Raw genomic sequence first — 21,795 nt, forward strand, 5'->3', positions numbered from 1 at the left:
TCAGCGCACCGTCAGGCGCCGCAGACGTGACACCGCCGCGTGTGACGTCCCGTCCACCTCGACGCTGACGTAGCGGGCGGTCTCGGAGGCGGTCAGTCGGCGCACCCGGCCCCGGCCGGTGAGGGTCCCGGCGTTCCGGTAGGTGATGCCGTCCGTGCTGAAGCCGACCTTCGCGCCCGGCGCCGTGGCCGCCGTCCACTCGGTCTCCACCAGGCGGACCATGTGGGCCGCGCCGAGGTCCACGACCATGCGGCCGCGCGTGCCCGGCTGCCACGCCGTGTGGGCGTCGCCGTCCACCGCCGCCGCGGGGTCGGACATGCCCTCCGGCAGCGGGCTCGTGGGGAAGACCGTCCTGCCGAGAGCCAGGTCGTCGTGCGGGTGGGCGGCCGCGCCGTCCAGGACGACGGTCGTCGTCCGGTCCGCTCTGACGACGGCGACCTTGCTATGCCCCTGGGCCCGGACACGCAGCGTGCAGGAGGCCCCGGACAGGCGTACCGTCGCGCCGTCGACGACCTGGACCAGCAGGCCCGGCGGCAGGCGTCGGCCCGTGAGGGGGGTGAGCGTGAAGCGCGGGGGCAGCACGACCGCCGTGGCGGCGTCCAGCGCGGCCTCGAAGGACGTGCCGTCTGCGGTCAGCCGCTGCGTGCCCTCGAAGACCACCGTGTCCGTGCCGGTGCGCGGGATCGTGATCCGCGTCCTGACGGACTCGCCGGAGAGGTTGAACAGGGTCAGGTGCCCGTCCGTGAGCGTCGTGCGCACCTCGGTGGCCTCCGCCGCGGGCGCCGTCCCCCGGGCGATCGCGCGCAGCTCCGCGGCCGACGTGCCGGGGAACCCCTCGACGAGGAGAGGTGCCGCCGCGCCGTCGCCGAGGACGATCCTGTCGTCGTAGACGCCGATCGGGTGCCGGCCGTCACGCACCACGAGCCCGGCGCGTCCGTCGACGTCGAGCCAGCCGCCGCGGCTGCTCACCGCCGGCCGCGGCCCGGTCGCCAGGTCCTTCCAGTCCCGGCCGTCCATGGAGCCCTGGACGCGGTAGGCGCGGCCGGCCGCCGATTCCCAGGCCAGGGTGACCCGGTCGATCCGGCGCTCGGCGCCGAGGTCGACGGCCAGCCAGCTGTCGGCGCGCGGACGGTCGGCCCTCGACACCGCCCAGCGGGTGGCCGCGTCGCCGTCGACCGCGAGCGGCGCGCCCTTCCCGGCGTCGGCCGACGAGGCGGTGGCGGACCCGCCGCGCGCCAGGTCCGCGCCCTGGGCTCCGTCGCGCGCCTCGAAGGCGTACAGGGAGTACCCGTAGGCCGGGTCGGGCCGCACGCCGAGCATGCGGACATGGCGCACCGTCGTGGGGGTGAAGCCGAGGTCGTCGACCCGCCCGGCGGGTGTGCCGGAGGAGGTGTCGCGGGCGCGGACGGTCGCCTCGCCCTCCTCGAAGCGGTAGGTACGCGCGCCGTCGAGCCCCGGCATGCCGGGCATCGTCAGGTTGTGCACCTCGAGGTGGCCCTCCGCGTCGGCGGTGCCGCCGCTCGCGTAGACGACGGCGCCGGTCGGGAGCGTCGCGAACCCGGCCCAGCCGCCGTCCAGGCGCAGCAGCGTCGCGCTGCCGTCGAAGCCGTCGCGCGGGGACTCGTACAGGCGCACGGTGCGGCCCTGGACCTTCGCGGCGGTGGCGGGCAGGAACATCGGGGTCGCGCCGCTGAGCCGGAACAGCCAGTCGTCGTGGCCCGGCTGCCAGGCGAACTTCACGAACCCGGGCTTCGTCACGGCACCGGCCCACGCGGTCGGCGACTGGTGCGACACCAGTCCGGGGCCGGTCCCGAAGTCCGTGACACCGGAGGCGTGCTCGAACATCTCCTCGCGCGACAGCGCCTCGACGGGCCGCCCGGACGCCGCCGCCCACACGTGCAGCAGATAGCTGATGGCGACCTCGGCGCGTGCCTCCGGCTCGTACTTCGGCTCCCCCGAGAACTTCGCCAGCCGGTGCTCGGGCGGGTACCGCTGGTACGCCTCCAGCCGTGACGCCAGCTCCTGCTCCGCACGCGCCGCGGCCCGGTCGCGCATCACCTGGGCGAGGAAGGCGAGCGGGATGACGTCCCTGCCGTAGAGGTGCTCACGGTCGTCGACCATCGGCATCAGCGGTTCGCCCGCGTCGCTCATGACGCCCAGCAGCGTGCGCCACAGCGGCTGGGCGTTCGGCTGCCGTGCGAGGACCTGCGGGAGGGGGCGTCCGGCGGCCAGGAAGTGCGCGGCGTTGCGGCCGGAGGTGCGCCACAGCTCCTCCTGGTAGTGCGGGCCGAAGGAGCCGTGGTTCTCGACGATGAAGGTGTCGTACAGGTTGCGGGCGGTGTTCTCGGCGACGGCGACGCCGTCCACCCGGGCGGGGTTGGCGAGGTCGGCGGGCGGCAGCCCCGCCTCGTTGCGCGACCAGATGCCGTACCACGAGGCCCAGTCGGCGGCGCGGCGGTCGTCGTGGGCCCACGCGAGCGCCGGTGCGAGGGTCTGGGCGTACAGGCCCATCTCCTCCAGCTTGGTGTCGCCGACGTGTCCGCCGTTCAGGCCGTTCGGCGTCCAGTCGCCCGAGGCGGGGTCGTCGCCGCTGCCCAACGACACGGTGTAGGCAGCCTGTTCGCGGACGATGGTCTCGACGTTCTTCCGCGTCGCGGTGTCGAGGTCCGGCCACAGCAGCCGGGCGGCGAGGACGAAGTACGACTGGAAGGTGGTGTCGAAGAAGAGCGTGCGGCCCCATTCGCCGCCACCGGTGAGCCGGTTCGACGCGGCGAAGTGGCGGATGGTGGCGAGCGTGCGCCGCTCGAGGGTCTCCCGGTCGGTGCCCGCACGCGCCGCGTCGTAGGTGCCGTGGGTGAGCAGGACCGCGTTGCCGAGGACCACGGCGAACCCGAAGTCCTTGGCCCGGTAGTGGCCCTGGGCCTCGTCCCACTGCGTCTCGGACCACCGGGTGTGGTCCAGGAGCACCCGCAGATAGGTGGCCGCGACGGCGTCGGGCGGGGTGTCCGTGCCACCCCGCGCCGCGTGGGCACTCGCGGCTCCGGTGAGCGGGGGCAGGGCGGCCAGGGCGCCCGTGAGGCCGGCGAGGTGCAGGAAGCGGCGGCGGTCGAGGGGCAGGGAGGGGTGCGACACGGGATGACACCTCGGAGGCTGGACAACGTTGTCAGAGGAGGGCTGCCGCACATTCTTCGGCGGTCCCGGTCCGCGCGTCAACGGGTGCGACGTCAGCCGTTCACCGGTTTTCGCGGGGTGCCGTCCGGTCCGGCCCCGCTGCACCCGATCGAACGCACGCTGAACGCGCGCCTGCTCCGGTGCCGGATGCGGCACCCGCGGCGAACGACGCATGCGCACCGTCACCGTGGGACGCCCGACAGCGACATCGCCGCCGCCACGACGGTCAGCAGCCCTACGTACGCCCAGGCGTGGACCCGGTCGGGGATGCGCGGTGGGCGCCGCCGCAGCACCCCGATGACCGGCAGGGCGCCGGCGAGCAGGGCCGCGGCGGCGCCGGGGTCGACGAGGCCCACCAGGTGGATGTGCGCACCGGCGGAGGCCGGGAGCGCGGCGCCGCCGAGCGAGACCGCGGTGGCCGGGAGCGCGATGGCCAAGGTGAGGGGGTTGGCCAGCGCGCTCGCCACGTGCATCGTGTGCCCGGCGCGCCTCATCGCGGGGACGGTCATGACGCTGCCCCCCACCCCGAGGAAGGCCGCGACCGCGCCGATCGGGACGCCGAGGACGGCCGGCAGCGGCCGCGGTCCGTCCGCCGGCTCCTCGATGTGCGCGCGGGGGCGCAGGAAGCCGGGGCGCAGCAGCAGGTCGACGATGGTGATGGCCACATACGCGACGAACAGCCAGCGGACCAGCGCCGCCGGGGCGAGGCGGGTGGCGAGCGCACCGGCCGTACCTCCGGCCGCCAGCAGGAGGAGCAGCCCCGTGCCGCCGCGGAGGGCGCCGAGCACGCGCCGGGGTGTGACGGCCGTCGCGAACGCCGCGTTCACCACCATCACCAGTGCCGAGGTGGCGGTCGCCACCCGCATCGCGTCCGCGCCGAGCGCGGCGTCCGCCCACACCACCACCGGGACCGCGGCGAACCCGCCGCCGAACCCGAACAACACCGTCGTCACTCCGGTGAGGAGCCCGATCCCGATCAATATCGCAACGTCCACGGGACCACCCCACCAGGGCCGCCGCCCGTCCCGCATGCGAAGGCCGGCACGGTTCCTTCGCGTCTCGGCCAGTAGGGTGGATCGGGTGAGAAACGTCCCCCTGGACGCCGTCGACCACGTCGATCGGGTCGTCCTGCCGATCGGCACCGACTACCCGCCGGGCCACGTCCTGGACTGGCACGAGCATCGCCGCGCGCAGTTCCTCTACGGCGCCACCGGGGTCATGGTCGTCGACACCGACGTCGGCACATGGACCGTCCCGCCCGAGCGCGCCGTCCTGATTCCGGCCGCCACCCGGCACCGGGTCCGGATGCTGGGGGTGAGCACCCGGAGCCTGTACATCGAGCCGGACGCCGTTCCCTGGTGGCCCGCCACCTGCACGGTCGTGGACGTACCGCCGCTGCTTCGCGAACTTCTCGTGAGCGCCGTCGAGTTCGAGGCCGACTACGGCCTGTCGGGGCGGGAAGGGTGCATCGCCGCCCTCCTGCTGCACGAGATCGCCGAGCGCACCCCGCTCCCCTTCCACGTGGCGATTCCGCCCTCCACCGACCTGGCGGAGCTGTGCCGGGAGTATCTGGCCGCACCGGACGTCGGCGTCACCAACGCGGTCTGGGCCGGCCGGACGGCCCGGAGTGAACGGGCCTTCACCCGGCGTTTCCGCGCGGAGACCGGAGACAGCCCCGCCGTATGGCGGGCCCGCGCCCGTCTGCTCGCGGCCGTCCCGCTGCTGCGTACCGCGTCCGTCACCGAGGTCGCCGGCCGCCTCGGCTACGCCTCCCCCGCCGCCTTCACCACCGCCTTCACCCGCGCCTTCGGCCTGCCGCCGTCCCGTTTCGCCGCCGGTGGCCAGGGCGGTCGCCCCGGCCGTGCGGGCCAGGGGGCTTCTGATGGATCTCCGCGGCGCGAAGATCCATCAGAAGCCCCCTAGTCCCGCATGATCTCGGGCTCGTGCCGGCGCAGCAGCCGGGCCACCACGAAGCCGCAGATCAGTCCGATCGCCAGGAGCACACCGAGGTCGATGGCCCACTGGGTGACGGTGTGGGCCCACAGCGGGTCGAGATCGTTCGGCTGGTCGAGATTCCAGGGCGGCATGGTGTGCGCGAGGTCGAGTGTGGTCCCGGCGCCGGCGACCGCCCAGCGGGCGGGCATCAGCCAGCCGACCTGTTCGATGCCCGGGGAGTCGAACAGTTGGAAGAGGACCCCGGTGAAGACGACCTGGACGACGGCGAACATCACGAGCAGCGGCATGGTCTTCTCCGGGGTCCGCACCAGCGCGGAGATGACCAGCCCGAACAGCATGGTGGTGAAGCCCAGCGCGCTGATGACCACGCAGACCTCGACGGCCGTGGGCATGAGCAGCCCCTGGGCGGGCAGTTGACGGGCGGAGAAGCCGATCGCGCAGATGACGACACCCTGCATCGCGGTGATCAGACCGAGGACGATCACCTTCGACATCAGATACGCGGATCGGGACAGACCCGTGGCTCTCTCCCGTTCGTAGATCACTCGTTCCTTGATCAATTCACGTACGGAGTTGGCCGCGCCGGAGAAGCACATGCCGACGACCAGCACCAGCAGAATGGTTCCGGACTCCTGGTTGTAGCGGAAACCACTGTCGGCCGGTGGCGGGGCGAGTCCGTATTTCGCCGGGATCAGACAGCTCACTCCGCCCAGCACGGCCGGGAGCAGCAGCATCAGCGCCATGAAGCCCTTGTCGGAGGCGATGACCGACACATAGCGGCGCATCAGGGTCCACAACTGGCCGAGCCAGCCCTGTGGTTTGGACCGCAGGGCCCGTGCGGGCGGCTGCGCCGCGGGGGCGCCCGGCTGCTGCGGCGGTACGGCCGAGTCGATCTCCGCCACGCACCGGCCGTACTGCGGGGAAGCCCGCCAGCGCCCGCCCCAGTCGTCGTCGCGATGGTCCTCGAAGGCGGAGAAGACATCGGCCCAGCTGTCGTGACCGAAGAAGTCCAGGGCCTCGTCCGGGGGACCGAAGTACGCCACGGAGCCACCGGGCGCCATGACCAACACCCGGTCGCACAGGGACAGTTCGGCGACCGAATGCGTCACCACCAGCACGGTACGGCCGTCGTCGGCCAGCTCCCGCAGCAACTTCATGACGGAACGGTCCAGGCCCGGGTCCAGACCGGAGGTGGGCTCGTCGAGGAAGAGCAGGGAGGGCTTGGTCAGCAGTTCCAGGGCAACGGACACCCGTTTGCGCTGACCGCCGGAGAGCGAGGCGACCTTCTTGGTCCGGTGGACGTCGAGTCTGAGCTCCTGGAGCACCTCGTCGATACGGGCCTTGCGCTCGGCCGCCTTGGTGTCACCGGGAAAGCGGAGCTTGGCGGCGTACTTCAGCGCGGTGTCGACGGTCAGCTCCTTGTGCAGGATGTCATCCTGCGGGACGAGACCGATACGGTGGCGCAACTCGGCGAACTGGGCATAGAGATCGCGGTGGTCGTAGAGCACCTGACCGCGGTCGGCGGGCCGGTAGCCGGTGAGTGCGCGCAGCAGGGTGGACTTCCCGGAGCCCGACGGCCCGATCACCGCGACCAGCGACTTCTCGGAGACGCCGAAGGAGACGTCGTCCAGGATGGTCTTGCCGCGCCCGACGGTCACCGTCAGGTCGCGGGCGGTGAAGGAGACCTCACCGGTGTCGACGAACTCCTCCAGCCGGTCTCCGACGAGACGGAAGGCGGAGTGGCCGACCCCGACGATGTCGTACGGGCCGATGACCTGGCGGCCCACGGGCTGCCCGTTGACATAGGTGCCGTTGTGACTTCCGAGGTCGACGATTTCGAAGCGGCCACCGGGCAGGGGCCGGAACTCCGCGTGGTGCCGGGAGACATACGGGCCCTCCACCACGAGTTCGTTGTCCTGCGCGCGGCCGATGCGCAGCCGTCGCCCCAGGTCGAGCCGGTGGACGCCCGAGGGGTCCCGGTCGATGGAAAGGGCCGCGGCGGCCCCCCGGGGACCGCCCGTGGGCCCTTCGGGCCGGTCGGTGCCCCGGTCGTCGTCCGTGTCTCCGGGAGTTCCGGGAAACGCGGCACGGGCGAGGCCGGCCGCGACGTGGTCGGGGAGGGGCCGGAACAGGTCGTCGCCATGGGCCGCCGCCCCGGTGGGGGCGCCCGGGGCCGCCCCCGCCCGGGGACCGGGCACCACCGGGGGTGTGACGGGAGCCGCCGCCGACGTGCCCCGATCCGTGGCGCCCCCGGTGTCGGGACGGGCCTCGCCCTGGGGCGCCCCCGCCCGTATCCGGGCGTCCGCACGCACCTGTTCGTCACCCGCCGCCGCCGAGGCTCCGCTGAACATCCCGGTGAAGTCCAGCCGCAAGCCGGTGGAGACGTTTCCCAGCCGGACGATCGAGCCGTGGCCGATCTCCAGCCGCTGGATACGGCGCCCTTCGGCGAACGTGCCATTGGCGCTGCCGAGATCCTCGATGACCCACGTCCCGCCGTCGCAACGGATCACGAGGTGCCGCCGGGAGACCCGGCGGTCGATGCACGGGATGTCGGCCTGCTGATCGCGCCCGATGGTGTAGCTCCGGGACGCGTCCAGGGTCCAGGTGCTTCCAATGGCATGCAGTACAAGTTCCGGCACGTCTGCCCCAAGTCGGTCGTGTACACCGAGGCCGTCTGCGGGAGAACAGACGACGGCTCGGACGGTTCCTGCGGTTCCGGTGTGCTCCCGGACGTCCCGGGCGCGGATGAGCGTCATACGGCCCGCGGCGCGAGGTGGCCGACCACCACCGGCCGTTACGGTCATCGCCGGTACGGAAGAGGGCGCGGGACATACAAAGGTTGCCCGTCATGGCACTGAGTCGGGGATTCCAACTCAAGGCCATGGGTGTCGGCCGGGACCTCTCTTCCACCGGGAACCGGCCTGGTCTCGCGTCCGCGACGTCAGCCGACGGAGAGGCCCAGATTGGTCACGTACCAGCGGCCTTCCACGACACCGGCCTCGATCCTGACACCGACCTGATCCTCCTTCACTCCGGTGGAGTGCGACAGGACGATGGCCTTCAACGTCTGACCGTCCACGGTGATCTGCTCACCGTCGACTGTCGCCTTCTTGCCGGTGACCGGGACCTCGGCGACCTTCACCGTCGGGGGGCTCTTCGGCTGGTCGGGCGTGAACGCGGTGTGCATACGGTGAATTTGATCCTTCATCCGTCGCGCCTCCGACCCATCGCCTCCGCACATCGCCTCGGTGCCGGGCTTCGCGGGAGACCCGCCGGTGGCCGGTGTCGCCATGACCAAGCAGGCCTGCTCGGGACGGTCCTCGACGACCGCGGTCACCCATGCGGCCACCGCCCCCCGCGCCGTGGACTGGTCACTGGACTGCCCGTTCGGGGGCGAGGTCGCTCCGGAGGTCGAGGGCGAGCCGTTCGCGTCCTTCGTTTCCTTCGTGGCCTTCGTCTCCTTCGTGTCCTCCGTCTTCGCCGAGTCCGTCGAGCACCCCGCGAGGACTGACACCGCGGCCATCGCACACATGCTGACGATCCAGCCGACGGCAGTCTTCTTCGACCTGACCATTCCCACGTCGTTCACGCTTCCTCAGTAGTTCCTCATCGGCGTCCTCGATACTCCCCCATGATCAAGGTAGTGGTCGTTCCGCGTCATGCCGGAGCGACCTCCATGTCCATGAGCGGGGCGTACTGCTGCCCGGCGTAGCAGTCGGTGTCATGCGGATCGCCCTGGACGGCCGGGCGCGGCAGGGAGACCTTGACCGCGAGGGCGAAGGGGTGGTTCACGACGAGGATCTGGTCGGGGTCGGCGCCGTAAAGGGTGGCGAAGAGGTTCTCGTTGAGGAAGCGGGTGGCGACGAGGGCGTCGTACGCGGCCTGGTCGTGGCACATGAAGTCGAAGGTGAGGGTGAAGGGGCCGGCGTTCTTCGAGCGGATCAGGGAGCAGTAGTCGAGAAGGGTGGTCATGGGGTCACAGCTCCTCGATGACGGTGCGGAACAGCTCGGTGGGGGTGACGCCGGTGGCGACGTGGTTGAGGGTGAAGCGGTACAGGGCTCCGCGGTCCGTCTCGGGTGGCGAGTAGGGGTAGGCGAGGGTGGAGACCAGGCCGTCGTACTCGGCGATGGGCAGGTGGCTGCTGGCGTGGGCGACGAACGTGGCGATGGCGTGGGCGGTCTCCTGGTCGGGTGCGGTGACGGTGATCAGTACGCCGAGTTCGCGCGGGGCGAGCGAATCGGGTTCGCTGCCGGTGAGGACGGCCCCGGCGCCGTAGAGGCGGTAGTCGATGTCGATGTCGGCGGGGTCGACCTCGCCGTCGAAGACGTCGAGGATCTTGGCGTCGAAGTAACGCTCGGCCGTCGGCAGGAGCTTGGGCAGGGCGTCGATGACGACGCGGTCGCGCACGCCGCCGATGACGATGGTCTGGTAGCCGACGAGTTCGGCGCCTTCGAGCTTGTTGGTGTAGCCGTCGGCGGGGAGGTAGCGGGCGCCGCGGACGCGGACGGTTCGTCCGTCGACCGGCTCGTAGGTCGCCTCGGTGGTGTCCAGCACGCCCGAGGGTTCGGCGATGTGATACGGGTCGGCGTTTTCGTACAGGGTGTGTGCGGCGACCGACCGGGGGGTCAGCCGGGTGCCGGCGGCCAGCGTGGTGACGTCGAAGTGGTCGTCCCGCACCGTGGCGAGCAGGCCATTGGCGGACGGCGGGATGGCGCAGGCGGCGCCGCACTCGATGGTCTTGGCCATGTGCCAGGTCAGGCCCGGGTCGGCACCTCGCATCTGGGGCAGGGCGGCGAACAGGGCGGTGTCGCTGGCGCGTCCGGCGAGGATCACGTCGCAGCCGTTCCGTAGGGCCTCCTGGAGGGGTTCGACGCCCATCATCGCGACGGTGTGGCTGCGTTCGAACAGTTCCCGGTCGATCTCCGGCGCGTTCGCCAGGGGCCGGATCCGGCCCATGTCGTAGAGGTCCTTCAGGCGCTGGGCCGGCTGGTCGGAGTAGATCAGGCCGAGCTTGAAGCGCAGGTGCTCCTCCGCGGCGAGGGCGCGGGTGAGGGAGGCGACCTGGTCGACTCCCACGTCACGGCCGGAGGTGCCGCAGGAGCCGATGATCAGCGGCACGCCCAGCTCGGCACGGGCCTTCAGAAGCAGCCGCAGGTCGCGGGTGACCGCCTGGGCGGACAGCTTCGGGGTGCCCGAGCCGAGGGCGGCGGGCCCGGAGTCGGTGGAGCCGGCGTCGCAGGCGATCACGTCCGGGCGGGCGGCGAGGCCGCGCGCGAACGCGTCGGCGTCGAACCCGGCACCGAGCGCGCCGGTGGGGGCCAGGATGCGGAGTTCCACGAGGTGGTGCCTTTCGTCGTAGCGGGGAGCGGATGTCATGAGGTCTCAGGCGACGGCGCGGTCGGGGGCGCGTCGAGCCAGGCGGGTGAAGACGAGGAAGGTGACACCGGCGGCGACGGCGGCGTTGAGGAACATGTAGCGCCAGCCGGTCAGGTCGACCGTGGTGCCGAGAATGGCCGGGCCCAGCGCCATGCCGGAGGCGGAGGCGATGGTGTACAGGGCGGTGTAGGTGCCCAGCACCTTCCGCGTCGGCGCGAGGTCCCACAGCGCGGCGAGCGCGTTGACCGCGAACGACGCGTACCCGAGAGAGGAGAGCACCATCGCCGCGACCGTGCCCGGGGCGGTGGGGACGGTGAAGCCGACCAGGACTCCGGCGATGAACAGGACGACCCCGTAGCGCACCGCGCGCAACTGCCCCAGCCGGTTGGAGGCGTAGGCGATCGGCACCACAGCCATCAGGAACGCGACCGCGCCCGGCAGAGCGAGGCCGCCGGCCGCACCGCGGGTCAGGCCGAGGACCTGCGTACCGTACGGGGTCATCAGCGAGCGCAGCGCCGACCACATCCCGGCGAAACAGAAGATGCCGACCATCAGCAGCGGCGTCGGGCTGGACGGGGAACGCAGCGCGCCCTTCAGCACCGCCCACGGAGAGCCCAACTCCCGCACCTCCTCGGCCGTCTCCTCGTCGGGGAGGAGTGCGTCGGCGTGGCGGCGGCCGAGGAAGGCCCAGGACAGGCCGAGCACGGTCAGCATCAGCAACGGGGGGATCGCGAAGGCGAGACGAAGGGACCGGTCCACGACCAGAAGGCTGATCAGAGAGGACACGACGATGGTCAGGCTGACACCGGCCTTGATGAAGCCCTGGGCCTTGCCGCGGCCGGACGGCGCGATGTAGTCCGTGATCAGGGTCTCGGTGACGCCCTTGAAGGCGTTGGCGATCGCGGCGAAGCCGACCACGCACACCATCAGCGTCGGCAGGTTCGTCGCCCAGGGGATGAGGATGAACGGCACACTGGCGAGCGCGGCGCCGACCAGGACGATCGGCCACCGGCCGGTGCGGCGGCGGGCGAGCTTGTCGGAGAGGAACCCGACGGACGGCTGGGTGAGGATGCCCCAGGAGTGGTCCAGCCCCATGATCAGCCCGATCACGCCCGCGGAGGTGAAGTAGCGCCGCAACTGCTCGGGGACCTGCGCGTCGTAGAAGTTCCAGACCGCTTCCTGGGCGAACACCGCGAGGGTCACCCAGAGCACCGCACCGCGGTTCATCCGCTCCCCCACTGCCGGGCGGGGCGGTGTCGTGGCCGTGGTGGGGGCGGGCGGGGAATCGAGCGTCATGAGGCAGTGACTCCTACGCTATATGCTATAGCCAGTGAGGTGGGGGGAGGGAGTGCCAGCGGGCGCATCCCATGCGCCGGGGGCGGGCAGGCGGATCGAGGGTCAGCCGCCGGACAGCTGGACGAGGGCGGCGCGGTGGTGTCGCACGGCAAGCTCCTCGGCGCGGTCCTCGTCCCGTTCGAGAAGAGCGTCCAGCAACTCGCGGTGCTCGCGATAGCGGGCGCGGAACGCCTCGGCGCGCTCGGGCGCGAGCCTTATGGTGAGGTCGAGCCGCTCCTCTTCGCTGAAGGCGCGGGCCTGACTCAGCAGGCCCTCCAGGACGGGGTTGCCCACGCACGCCTCGATCCGGCGGTGAAAGAGGCGCAGCTCGCGGAAGACGGCCGCGAGCCGGTCGGCCATATCGGCTTCCACACCCCGCTCGGCGGCCGTCTTCTCGATATCGGCGACCATCTGGTCGGTCCGGGCGAGCAGCGAGACCAGGTCGGTGAGCTGCTCCGCCGTGGCGTTGCGGGCGGCGAGGCGCGCCATGAGCGCGGACAGGCGGACCTCGGCCTCGACGATCTCGGAGCGGGCCGCCGAGGAGTGGTCGGCGATCCGCAGGGCACGCGGGCCCACCCTTTCGACGACCTTCTCGTGCACCAGCTGCCGCAGCGCCTCCCGGACGGGGGTGGGGCTGACGCCGAGGCGGGCGGCGAGATCGCGTTCGGTGATCTTCTCGCCCGGCCGCAGAACGCCGTCACGAATGGCGACCCGCAGCTGCCGGTATGCCTGGTCGGCCAGCGACGTGGTCTCCATGGGACCCAGGGCGTCAGCACTCATGTCGACAACCGTAGTTCTGCTATAGCAAACAGTCAATCGCGCGAGCTCGGCGCTCGCGCGTGACCGTGAAGCCGAAGCCTTCGGCGATCAGTCGCACCGGCCGCACGGGGACCCACGCCGCTCGGCGGACCGAGACCTCCCCACCCCCGGCTCGGGCGCCCACCGGCCGCGGTGCGCCCGGCGCGGCGGCGGACCGTACGGCGACTGCCAGGCCGGCCGCTCGATTCGCCCCGGGCCGCCCATGTCGGACTCGGGTGGTACGGAACGCACGTTCATCCGCTCCGGGACGGTGACGTGGAATTCGCCGTCCGTCCAGAAGCGCCCGGAGGCGCACCTGTGGCAACGGCGGAGGACGATCGGCAGGAAGGTGGGCAGACAGGTGGGCACACAGGTGGGCACGACCACCCAGTTATTGGACACGGAGTTACACCAGTTCCAGTGAGAAGACCGCAGCGAAAAGGGGCACGGCGCACAGGTGCGACGCGCGACGGATCAGCGCTTGGTGGGTCTCACTTGGTGTACAACGGCATGTCCTTGACGGAGTGACGTGGGCGGGAGCACGGTATCGGCACACGGGAGTGCGGCTCCACTGATTTCCGGGCGGATGTCGATGCGGCGCGGCCGGGCGCACCGCCCTCGTCCCACCGGACAGGATGGGCTCCCGCGTTCCGGGAGGTCCAGGACGATTGATGATCCGGCGAGTACGGTTCGAGAAGAACGGCCCGTCCCCGCAGGTGGCGGGGACGGGCCGCGGGTCTTCGGGCAGCATGCTCGCTTCCGGCGCATACTCGCTCATACGGCGTTCACACGTGCCGGACCCGGCGGTGTCAGGCGTTCATGGCAGCCCAGAACTCCTCGAAGGACATCTGGCGATCGCCATTGGTGTCGAGCGAGTCGATGAGTTCCTGGGCCTGCGACTCGGTGATCTCCGAGCCCTCCAACTCCGCCACGACCTTCCGGTATTCGTCGGCGGTGACCAGACCGTCCCCGTCGAGGTCGTAGCGCTCGAAGACCTTCCGCGCCGCCGTCTCCATGATGTCTGCCATGTGCTCCGCCCTTCTGCGATCTTCCCTGACGGGCCCAGGCTATCCGTCCGCCCGGAGCGGCCCCGGGCGCCACCCGACCCGACTCACATGGCCGTCCGCGCGCCGGGGCGTGCGGTCGCCTTACCGCGTGTAGACGGCGTCACTGCCGTACAGTTCCCTGGTGAACGCGGAGACGTCGGCGCTGCGATCGGCGCCGTCGAGGTTGTACGTCAGATAGACGCCGTACCCCTCGCTGACGGTGCGGCGGGCGAGGCCGGCGACCGTGCTCTGCGAGGTCCGGCCGATCTCCACAGCCGCCGGCGACAGCTTCGACTTGGGCAGTGCCACGCGGGGAACCTGCCAGGTGCCGTAGTACGGGTTCCAGGCGTAGTCGAACTTGGACGAGATGTCGACGCCGCCGTAGGAGAGGCGCGACGCGGCCGGGCCGATGTTGTAGAGGCTGATGATCTTGTCCGGCATGTTCGCGCGCAGCGCCGTCACCAGGTGCACGAATGAGCTGTCGTTGGGCTGGCCTGTGCCGTTGTTACCGTACTCCGCGTACTCGTCATCGAAGTCGATGCCGTCGAGGCCGTACTTGGCCACGGTGTCCGACAGTTGTTTCGCGAACGCCGAAGCCGCTTGCTGGGACGGGAAGTTGGCGAAGCCCGCACCCTGGTGGTTGCCGAGCACCGAGAGGACGACCTTGATGCCCTTCTGCTGCAACGGCCGTATCTCGGTGGCGGCGTTGTCGAGGACGCGCTGCACGTTCTCGTTGAAGTGCAGATACGCCGCCTTCGTACCCGTGTCGTAGTTGATGTTCGCCGCGAAGACCACGGCGACGTCGAAGACGTTGCCGCCGCCGTTGGCGAGGGTGTACTTGCCGACATTCCGCATGCTGTTGTTGTTCACCTCGACGTACGCCACCGAGGTCGGCCCCTGTTTCGCGGCAGCGGGGGCCGCCGCCGCGCCGGTCGAGGCGGTCGCGGTGGTTCCGGCGATCCCGGCGAAGGCGAGGGCCGCGACCACCGAGAGCGCGAACGCGGCCGTCCGTAATCTGCTCCGTACCAGAGTGAACATCGTTGACCGGTCTCCCCTCGCTGGGTCGGCGCCCGACCTGTTCGAAGCGCCGCGTGAGCCCTCCAAGTCTTCCGCTCCCGTGACCGAATCCCGAGAATCGCGCGCGAACTCTTCACGACTCCCACGCACATCACAATCCCCATCGCCCACCGGCTCGCCGACGTGGCGTACGTATAACTCACCCGGGTGCGGGGTCGGAGAACTCGCAGCCCATCTGTCCGCGCTCGGCTACCACGTCGACGCCGTCGACTGGTCCGGCAACGCCCTCGCCGAGGCGACCGCCCAGCACGGAAACGCCGCCCGGTGGCTGCGCCTGGACATCGAGCTCGAGCGATCGAAGTACGCGTCGGCACACCCAAGAAGGCGGCCGTCGAGACCGGGGACACGATCGTCTTCCGTGAGCCGGACAGCGGGCGGGAACTCGACATCGTCGCGCGGCGAATCACTCCGTACGGCTCATTCGAGGAGCTTCTTGACGCGGAGGATCCGGTACGCATCGATCCCGACCGCACACGCGAGGAGCAGCTCGCCGGCCTCCGCCGCGGCTACCCGCCGGACAAGGAGGCCCTCGGCGCTCTCGCCTTCGAGTTCGACCACCGGCCGGGACGGCCCGGCCACACCATGCCCATGACTCCCGAGGAGTACGTCCAGACGGTGCCCCATCACACGGTGTACGGCTGCCTGTACATCCGCGACGAGCACGACCGCCCGGTACTGCTGCGCTCCGTGTACGGCGACCGGCTGTGGCAGCTCCCCGGAGGCAACCCGACGCCGGGGAGGACCCCCTGGGGACCGCACGCCGCGAAGCGGCCGAGGAGACCGGGCTCGAACTCGGCCAGGGCCAACCGCGTCTGCTGCTGACGCACTACCTGCTGCCAGGCACCCGCTGGCCACTGGGCAAGATCGGTTTCGTCTTCGACGGCGGCCGGCTCAGCTCCGGGCAGCTGCGCCGCGTCCGGCTCGACCCGGCCGAGCACGACCTGTGGGCCGTCCACGATCTCGCCCAGTGGCGACGGCTCATGGGCGAGGGGCCCTTCGCCCGCCTCGATGCCATCGAACGGGCACGCCAGGACCGAGGACCGCACTATCTGGTCACCGGGCCTTGAGCCGGCGCGACCGTCCTCAGCGACCAGGGCGTACTCCTCGGCCGCCCTGGTGCCGACTTAGCCGACTATCCGGCGGGCGTGCCGAACCAGCGGGAGAGGTGGCCGTCCAGGTCCCGCTGGTCGTCGCCGATCCAGGCGACGTGGCCGTCGGGGCGTAGCAGGACGCACGGGACATCCAGTGCCGCGGTGGGGTCCGCGAGGTGATCGACCCGGTCCGACCAGCCGCCGGCGGTCAGGCGTTCGGTGCGGTCCAGCAGCAGGCCGCGGCCGCGGTGCAGCAGATCGTAGAGGTGGCCGTGTTTCACGTCGATGTCGGGTAGGCGCCGGCCGAGCAGGTCGGGGCCTTCGCCGACGTCGTAGCGGATGCCGATCGCGGTGATCTTCTCGATGAGACGGCGGTTCACCTCGTCGAAGTCCATCAGTTCGGTGAGCAGCCTGCGCACGGCCTGCGGGCCAGGTTCGGTGGACAGCAGTTCCATCTGGGCGCGGGTGTTGTCCAGCACGTCCTCGGCGACCGGATGGCGTTCGGCGTGGTAGGTGTCCAGCAGTGTTTCCGGCGCCCAGCCACGGACTTGTGCGGCCAGTTTCCAGCCCAGGTTGAACGCGTCCTGAACACCCAGGTTGAGGCCCTGTCCGCCGGTGGGTGGGTGGATGTGTGCCGCGTCGCCGGCCAGCAGCACCCGCCCGACCCGATAGCGTTCGGCCAGCCGGGTGGCATCCCCGAAGCGGGACAACCAGCGCGGGGAGTGCACGCCGAAATCGGTTCCGGCGATGGCGCGCAGCCGTTGTTTGAAAGCCTCGAGGGTGGGTGGTTCCGCGCGATCGCCGACTCCCGCGGCGGGGACTACGACGCCATATACCCCTTCGCCGACGGGCCTGAGCCAGAATCGCTTGTTGGTCTCGCCGATTTCGGTCACCTTGGCGGCGATCTCCCCCTGCGGCACGCCCACTTCCATCTCGCCCATCAGCGTCTCGGTCCGCGAGGGCTCGCCGGGGAAGCCGACGCCCAGCAGTTTGCGCACCGTACTGCGCCCGCCGTCACAGCCGACGAGATAGCGCGAACGCAACTGTTCGCCATCGGCCAGCTCGACGGTCACACCGTCGTCGTCCTGCTCGAAATCGGCCACCGTACAGCCGCGTCGGACCTGCGCGCCCAGTTGGGCCGCATGCTCCTCGAGCAGGCGGACGATGACCGGTTGCGGGATGCCCAGCAGATAGGCATGCGCGGAATCCAGGCCCTGGGGCGCGGGTTTGTCGATGGCGGCGAAGAATCCGCCGGCCGGGCGCTGTCTTCCGTGTTCGCGCACGCGATCCAGCAGCCCGCGCATCGCCATCAGCTCGAGACTGCGCATGTGCAGACCGACGATGCGGACGAACGATACGGGCTCGGTTTCCTTCTCCAGAACGAGTACCCGCACATCGTGCAGCCGTAGTTCGGCGGCCAGCGTCGCGCCGGCCGGCCCGCACCCGGCAATGATCACGTCGAACGTGTCCATAGGTGTTGCCTTTCGGGAGTGCCTTGTTGTCGAGGCGCTCCCGGCGACACCTACGTCAATCGCCGGCCGTGACGGAAAGGGGGAGCACCCACGTCGATACTGCGTTCATGGGTCTCACCTCCTCGGGCGGTGTCACGGTCAACCGCAACCTACAAGCCCTGGTGGCACCCCGTCCAACCCTTTTCGGGGCCGCTTCGGCCGTGGTGGCCGAGTTCGAGGCAGCGGGTGCGGGGGCGCCTCCATCCTGCGCCGCCGACGGCGTCGCCGCTCGGCTCAGGTGTCGAGGAGTTCCGGCACGAAGATGTCCTCGCACGTCAGCCGGTGCTTCGACAGGCCCTGCTCATGGTGGTAGCGCAGGAAGGTGTCGATGGCCTTGCGGTTCGCGGCGACCCCGTAGGGCCACCAGTCGTCGCCGAGCAGTCGGCGGTTCTCCTCGAACAGCGCGCTGAACCACGGCGTGATGACGCTCATGTGCTGCTTCGCGGCGTCGACGAGGTACTTCCGCTCGGCGAGCGCCTTGGCTTCCGTGAAGGCGTCGTAGACGGCCCGTGCGAGGCCCCGCCGCCGTGCCAGTTCCCTGCGGATCGCGACGATGTGCATCGGGGGGAAGATCCCGGTGCGGCGGTAGTAGTCGCGCTCGACGGCCTCGTAGTCGGGGAACAGGCGGGCGACCTTCGGTGAACCGTCCAGCACCGCCCGCGGCACGTCGATGGAGATCAGTGCGTCGATCTCGCCGGATTCGAGCATGGCACCCAGGGTCTGGCCGTCCTCCGCCTGGCGCACGTCGACGCCGTCCGGGACGGGCCGCGGGATCCAGTCGCAGGCGGGGACGGGGTGGTTGGTGCCGCCGATGACCCAGCGGCACTGGTCGGGGGTCACACCGTACTCGTCAGCGAGGATGCCCTTCGGCCAGATCCCGGCGTCGTGGCCGTAGAGCGTGAACTCGCCGACGGTCCGGCCGACGAGGTCCCGCGGCTTCTCGATCCCGCCGGCGGTGTTCACGAAGATCGCCGAGTGGCGGAAGTTGCGGTTGGGCAGGATCGGCAGCGCCAGGAACGGCGCGTCGTCGAGGTCGAAGGTGCGCAGGAAGTAGGTGAGACCGAACTCGGCAAGGTCGTAGTGCCCCTCGACGGTGCGACGGAAGATGTCCGATACGAGGGGTGCCGTCTCGAACACCGCGTCCACCCCGTCGACCGTCACCCGGCCGTCGAACAGTGCCTCGGTGTGCTCGTAGGTGTATACGCCGATGCTCAGCTCCGTGCCCATCGGTGGATCTCCTCTCCGGGAGCTCGTCGGGAGGCCGCGGCCCGCTTCCGTAAATGGTTGTTCACTTTTATGGTGGTCCCGGAGCAGCCGAGCCGTCAAGGTGAATGTTCATTCACGATGAAAGGGGCCGCCATGCCGCGCCTCACAGCCGAGCGCCGCGAGGCCAAGCGCGCCGAGATCGTCGCGGCGGCCCGCCGCTGCTTCTCCCGCGACGGGTTCCACCAGACTTCGATGCCGGACATCGCCGCGGAGGCAGGCGTCTCGGCCGGGGCGCCCTACCGCTACTTCACGAGCAAGGAGGAGATCGTCCTCGCCATCGCGGGCGACGCGTTCCGGCTGATCTTCGAACCGGTTGAGCGGCTGGCCGAGAGCACCGACGCCCCGGGCGTCGCGCAACTGGTGGCCGCCGCGCTCGACACGATCAGCGGCGAGACGGTGCGGGACGCGGCGGGGCACCCGGTCGCGGTCGACGAGCTGCTGCGCTGCGTCGTACAGACGTGGTCGGAGGTGCTGCGCAATGACGAGGTGCGTGGCCCCGCCGCGGAGGGCTTCGAGAAGGTCCGAGCCAGTATCGCCGACGCGCTGCGCCGCGGCCGGGCCGCGGGCGCGGTGCCGCCCGCCGTGGACCCGGAACGCGGAGCCCGCGTGGTGATGGGGCTGCTGCACGGATTCCTGCTCCAGCGCGTGGCCTTCGGACTCACGGACACGACCGGCTTGGCGGACGACCTGCGTGCCGGACTGCTCTTGTGATGGGCGAGTTCATCGCCAGGCGGCGGCAGCGACGCCGGCCGCCAACAGCCTTGCTCTCCGCCGCCGGGATTGTCGGCTACCGGTAGGATGACCGGAAGAGGCTGATCCTGATGGCCCTTGACCAGGCCAGCGGGTGTCCGCGGGGCGGTTGCGGTCGCTGGAGGGTGGATCGGACACGACGGGGGGGCTCGCGTTGGATCGCCTGGCCGGAGCGGAACTGGAAGACGGCCCAACCCGAACTGTCGGCGAGCGGCGCCCCGCCTTGGTGGGGCGCGGTCAGCGGCTCCGCCGACGCGGGCCTGCCCGAGCGGGTGCCCGGCCGACCGCTCCGTACAAGAAGGTCACTACCGCAGGCCGACCGGACGCGGTGGGCGTGTGACCGGCCGGCCGGTGCCCGCGGTGCTGCCCCGGTCGCTGCACGCGCGGCTCGGGCCGATCGCGGCCCTCGCCGCGCTGGTGGTCGGCGTGCTCGGGGTCCTGTACGCCGGCCACAGCGAGCCCGGCGGGGTGGACAGGTGGATCGTCCGGCCGACGGCGGACAGTGTGCGGCCGCCCTGGAGGCGCGTCGCGCTGGCCATGGACTTCCTGGGGGAACCCGCCGGAGCGGCGACGCTGATTGTGGCCGCCGTGGCGGGCTGCCTGCTGCTTCGGCGTCCTCGCGCGGCGGTGCTCGTCGTCGCCGGCCCCGCCATGACCGTGGGGACGGCGACGCTGCTCAAGCATCTGGTGGGACGGACCATCCACGGCGACGGCAACCTGTCCTATCCGAGCGGGCACACCGCCTTCTTCACCGGACTCGCCATCATCGTGGCGCTGCTCGCGACCGGCCGGTTCGGCCTCGGCGGGACGGCCGGCACATCACTCGTGCTCGTCGCGGCGCTCGTGGCCGGCGCCGCGATGGGATGGGCGCAGGTCGCTCTGGGCGCGCACTATCCGACCGATGTCCTCGGCGGCTGGTGCACCGCGCTGGCGGTGATTCCGGCGACCGCGTGGCTGGTCGATCGGATGGCCGACGCCCCTCGGCGGGAGCGTCGCTGACGTCGCGTCACATCACGTCGGCACGCCATGTCGGCACGCCACGTCGGCCTGTCACACCAAGCGGCGGAATACGGGCTTCACCGGTCTTCCGGCCAGCCAGGGGGTGGGGTCGGCGGCGTCCAGCGCCTTCCGGTACACCGCACACGCCCGCGCCACCACCTCGACGGTGTGCTCGATGTCGGCGTCGTCGAGCGCGCTGCTCACCACGAACGACGGGGCCAGCACCCCGCCCGCGAGGAGTCGGCGCAGGAACAGGGTGCGGTACCGCTGCGACGGCTGCCCGTTCGCGTCGAGGGTGGCGAAGACCAGGTTGCTGGCCCGGCCCCGGACGACGATGTGGTCGCCGACGCCCATGCCGGCCGCGGCGTCGCGGACACCGGCGGCCAACCGCTCGCCGAGGGCGTGCAGCCGCGCGGTGACGCCCTCTTCGGTGTAGATGGTCTGCACGGCCATCGCGGCGGCCAGCGAGTGCGTTTCCGCGCCGTGCGTGGTGGACAGCAGGAACACCCGGTCGCCGGAGTGGCGCAAGCCCCCCAGCTCCATCAGATCGCGGCGGCCGGCCAGCGCGGAGACGGCGAATCCATTGCCCAGCGCCTTGCCGAACGTGGAGAGGTCGGGAACGACGCCGTACAGGCCCTGGGCGCCCGCCTCTGACCAGCGGAAGCCGGTGATCATCTCATCGAAGATCAGTACGCAGCCGTGCCGGTCGGCCAGTTCGCGCAGGCCGGCGAGATACCCCGGCGGGGGCTCGGCGACGGCGGCGGGTTCGAGGATCAGACAGGCGACCTCGTCCTGGTGCCGGGTGAGCAGTTCCTCCGTGGCGGCCAGGTCCCCGTAGGGGAACGCCACGGTCAGCTCGTTGGTCGCCGCGGGCACACCGGCGGACATCGGCGTGGTGCCGATGAACCAGTCGTCGACGGAGAAGAACGGATGGTCGGCGCAGATGGCCACCCGCGGGCGCCCGGTGGCGGCGCGGGCCAGGCGCACCGCGGCGGTGGTGGCGTCGGAGCCGTTCTTCGCGAACTTCACCATCTCGGCGGTCGGCACCGTGGCCAGGAAGCGTTCCGCGGCTTCGGCCTCCACGATGGAGGGCCGGACGAAGTTGCTGCCGCGGTCGAGTTCCCGCCGCACCGCCTCGAGCACGCGTGGGTGGGCGTGGCCGAGGCTGACCGACCGCAGGCCGGAGCCGTACTCGAGGTAGCGGTTGCCGTCGATGTCCCACACGTGGGCACCACGGCCGTGGCTGATGACGGGGGCCAGGTTCTCGGGGTACTGGTCGTCGCCCTTGGCGTAGGTGTGCGCGCCCCCGGGGATCATGGCGTGCAGCCGCTCGTTCGCCAGCCGCGACCGGGGCAGGAGGAACTCCGCGGTCTCTCCGGAGTGTTCGGTGTGCTTGATGTGTTGGGCGTGTTCGGTGT

Annotated in this window: 19 protein-coding genes; 5 read left to right on the plus strand and 14 right to left on the minus strand. The window is 71.1% G+C overall.

What is annotated here, in order from left to right; all coding sequences use genetic code 11:
• Both NP777_RS33985 and NP777_RS33990 read right to left on the minus strand, forming a co-directional pair.
• Window positions 1-3,132, minus strand: a complete 3,132-nt coding sequence (locus tag NP777_RS33985; protein ID WP_256654024.1) for a discoidin domain-containing protein — start codon at window positions 3,130-3,132, stop codon at window positions 1-3.
• A 221-nt stretch (window positions 3,133-3,353) separates the two neighbouring features.
• Window positions 3,354-4,202 carry a sulfite exporter TauE/SafE family protein gene (locus NP777_RS33990; RefSeq protein WP_305890401.1) on the minus strand — a complete coding sequence of 283 codons (849 nt, stop codon included), beginning with the start codon at window positions 4,200-4,202 and terminating at the stop codon, window positions 3,354-3,356.
• Between the two features lie 49 nt (window positions 4,203-4,251).
• Here NP777_RS33990 and NP777_RS33995 point away from each other — a divergent pair, with 49 nt between their 5' ends.
• Window positions 4,252-5,094, plus strand: a complete 843-nt coding sequence (locus NP777_RS33995) for an AraC family transcriptional regulator (protein ID WP_256654026.1) — start codon at window positions 4,252-4,254, stop codon at window positions 5,092-5,094.
• On the opposite strand, the gene NP777_RS34000 is transcribed toward NP777_RS33995, so the two are convergent.
• Both NP777_RS34000 and NP777_RS34005 read right to left on the minus strand, forming a co-directional pair.
• Window positions 5,091-7,766 carry an ABC transporter ATP-binding protein/permease gene (locus NP777_RS34000; RefSeq protein ID WP_256654027.1) on the minus strand — a complete coding sequence of 892 codons (2,676 nt, stop codon included), beginning with the start codon at window positions 7,764-7,766 and terminating at the stop codon, window positions 5,091-5,093. The genes NP777_RS33995 and NP777_RS34000 overlap by 4 nt on opposite strands.
• Window positions 7,767-8,068: 302 nt before the next feature.
• A complete protein-coding gene (locus NP777_RS34005; protein ID WP_256654028.1) occupies window positions 8,069-8,314 on the minus strand; it encodes a hypothetical protein in 246 nt (81 codons plus the stop codon).
• A 103-nt stretch (window positions 8,315-8,417) separates the two neighbouring features.
• On the opposite strand from NP777_RS34005, the gene NP777_RS34010 reads away from it, so the two are divergent.
• A complete protein-coding gene (locus NP777_RS34010) occupies window positions 8,418-8,729 on the plus strand; it encodes a hypothetical protein (RefSeq protein WP_256654029.1) in 312 nt (103 codons plus the stop codon).
• A 55-nt stretch (window positions 8,730-8,784) separates the two neighbouring features.
• Here NP777_RS34010 and NP777_RS34015 read toward each other — a convergent pair whose 3' ends face one another.
• The 7 genes from NP777_RS34015 to NP777_RS34045 all read right to left on the minus strand — a co-directional run bounded on the left by NP777_RS34015 (window position 8,785) and on the right by NP777_RS34045 (window position 15,318).
• Window positions 8,785-9,099: a DUF4387 domain-containing protein gene (locus tag NP777_RS34015; protein ID WP_256654030.1), complete on the minus strand. Its 315-nt coding sequence runs from the start codon at window positions 9,097-9,099 to the stop codon at window positions 8,785-8,787.
• Between the two features lie 4 nt (window positions 9,100-9,103).
• A complete protein-coding gene (locus NP777_RS34020) occupies window positions 9,104-10,504 on the minus strand; it encodes an acyclic terpene utilization AtuA family protein (protein ID WP_256654031.1) in 1,401 nt (466 codons plus the stop codon).
• A gap of 6 nt (window positions 10,505-10,510) precedes the next feature.
• Window positions 10,511-11,800 carry an MFS transporter gene (locus tag NP777_RS34025; RefSeq protein ID WP_256654032.1) on the minus strand — a complete coding sequence of 430 codons (1,290 nt, stop codon included), beginning with the start codon at window positions 11,798-11,800 and terminating at the stop codon, window positions 10,511-10,513.
• A 102-nt stretch (window positions 11,801-11,902) separates the two neighbouring features.
• Entirely contained in the window at window positions 11,903-12,619 is a 717-nt protein-coding gene (locus NP777_RS34030) for a GntR family transcriptional regulator (protein ID WP_256654033.1), read from the minus strand.
• An 827-nt stretch (window positions 12,620-13,446) separates the two neighbouring features.
• Complete coding sequence (locus NP777_RS34035) at window positions 13,447-13,665, minus strand: EF-hand domain-containing protein (protein WP_086880558.1); 219 nt, start codon at window positions 13,663-13,665, stop codon at window positions 13,447-13,449.
• A 120-nt stretch (window positions 13,666-13,785) separates the two neighbouring features.
• Window positions 13,786-14,721, minus strand: coding sequence for an endo-beta-N-acetylglucosaminidase H (locus NP777_RS34040; RefSeq protein WP_256654034.1), 936 nt, complete (start codon window positions 14,719-14,721; stop codon window positions 13,786-13,788).
• Window positions 14,722-15,177: 456 nt separating this feature from the next.
• A complete protein-coding gene (locus NP777_RS34045) occupies window positions 15,178-15,318 on the minus strand; it encodes a hypothetical protein (protein ID WP_256654035.1) in 141 nt (46 codons plus the stop codon).
• 146 nt (window positions 15,319-15,464) lie between these two features.
• Here NP777_RS34045 and NP777_RS34050 point away from each other — a divergent pair, with 146 nt between their 5' ends.
• Window positions 15,465-15,827: an NUDIX domain-containing protein gene (locus tag NP777_RS34050; RefSeq protein WP_256654036.1), complete on the plus strand. Its 363-nt coding sequence runs from the start codon at window positions 15,465-15,467 to the stop codon at window positions 15,825-15,827.
• 65 nt (window positions 15,828-15,892) lie between these two features.
• Here NP777_RS34050 and rox read toward each other — a convergent pair whose 3' ends face one another.
• Window positions 15,893-17,323, minus strand: a complete 1,431-nt coding sequence (gene rox, locus NP777_RS34055; protein WP_256654037.1) for a rifampin monooxygenase — start codon at window positions 17,321-17,323, stop codon at window positions 15,893-15,895.
• A 273-nt stretch (window positions 17,324-17,596) separates the two neighbouring features.
• A complete protein-coding gene (locus NP777_RS34060; protein ID WP_256654038.1) occupies window positions 17,597-18,589 on the minus strand; it encodes a phosphate/phosphite/phosphonate ABC transporter substrate-binding protein in 993 nt (330 codons plus the stop codon).
• Window positions 18,590-18,721: 132 nt separating this feature from the next.
• Here NP777_RS34060 and NP777_RS34065 point away from each other — a divergent pair, with 132 nt between their 5' ends.
• Window positions 18,722-19,339 carry a TetR/AcrR family transcriptional regulator gene (locus NP777_RS34065; RefSeq protein WP_256654039.1) on the plus strand — a complete coding sequence of 206 codons (618 nt, stop codon included), beginning with the start codon at window positions 18,722-18,724 and terminating at the stop codon, window positions 19,337-19,339.
• A gap of 375 nt (window positions 19,340-19,714) precedes the next feature.
• Complete coding sequence (locus NP777_RS34070; protein WP_256654040.1) at window positions 19,715-20,377, plus strand: phosphatase PAP2 family protein; 663 nt, start codon at window positions 19,715-19,717, stop codon at window positions 20,375-20,377.
• Window positions 20,378-20,428: 51 nt separating this feature from the next.
• Here NP777_RS34070 and NP777_RS34075 read toward each other — a convergent pair whose 3' ends face one another.
• Window positions 20,429-21,775: a glutamate-1-semialdehyde 2,1-aminomutase gene (locus NP777_RS34075; RefSeq protein ID WP_308405303.1), complete on the minus strand. Its 1,347-nt coding sequence runs from the start codon at window positions 21,773-21,775 to the stop codon at window positions 20,429-20,431.
• Window positions 21,776-21,795 lie beyond the last annotated feature (20 nt).

Source organism: Streptomyces rugosispiralis, assembly GCF_024505145.1.
Lineage (GTDB): Bacteria > Actinomycetota > Actinomycetes > Streptomycetales > Streptomycetaceae > Streptomyces > Streptomyces rugosispiralis.

What these genes read in the sequence shown, in the direction of transcription:
- NP777_RS33990 (WP_305890401.1), bottom strand. Translation starts at nt 4,202, where the DNA reads ATGCGGGACGGGCGGCGGCCCTGGTGGGGTGGTCCCGTGGACGTTGCG.
- NP777_RS34005 (WP_256654028.1), bottom strand. Translation starts at nt 8,314, where the DNA reads ATGCACACCGCGTTCACGCCCGACCAGCCGAAGAGCCCCCCGACGGTG.
- NP777_RS34010 (WP_256654029.1), top strand. Translation starts at nt 8,418, where the DNA reads ATGACCAAGCAGGCCTGCTCGGGACGGTCCTCGACGACCGCGGTCACC.
- NP777_RS34015 (WP_256654030.1), bottom strand. Translation starts at nt 9,099, where the DNA reads ATGACCACCCTTCTCGACTACTGCTCCCTGATCCGCTCGAAGAACGCC.
- NP777_RS34020 (WP_256654031.1), bottom strand. Translation starts at nt 10,504, where the DNA reads ATGACATCCGCTCCCCGCTACGACGAAAGGCACCACCTCGTGGAACTC.
- NP777_RS34025 (WP_256654032.1), bottom strand. Translation starts at nt 11,800, where the DNA reads ATGACGCTCGATTCCCCGCCCGCCCCCACCACGGCCACGACACCGCCC.
- NP777_RS34030 (WP_256654033.1), bottom strand. Translation starts at nt 12,619, where the DNA reads ATGAGTGCTGACGCCCTGGGTCCCATGGAGACCACGTCGCTGGCCGAC.
- NP777_RS34035 (WP_086880558.1), bottom strand. Translation starts at nt 13,665, where the DNA reads ATGGCAGACATCATGGAGACGGCGGCGCGGAAGGTCTTCGAGCGCTAC.
- NP777_RS34040 (WP_256654034.1), bottom strand. Translation starts at nt 14,721, where the DNA reads ATGTTCACTCTGGTACGGAGCAGATTACGGACGGCCGCGTTCGCGCTC.
- rox (WP_256654037.1), bottom strand. Translation starts at nt 17,323, where the DNA reads ATGGACACGTTCGACGTGATCATTGCCGGGTGCGGGCCGGCCGGCGCG.
- NP777_RS34060 (WP_256654038.1), bottom strand. Translation starts at nt 18,589, where the DNA reads ATGGGCACGGAGCTGAGCATCGGCGTATACACCTACGAGCACACCGAG.
- NP777_RS34065 (WP_256654039.1), top strand. Translation starts at nt 18,722, where the DNA reads ATGCCGCGCCTCACAGCCGAGCGCCGCGAGGCCAAGCGCGCCGAGATC.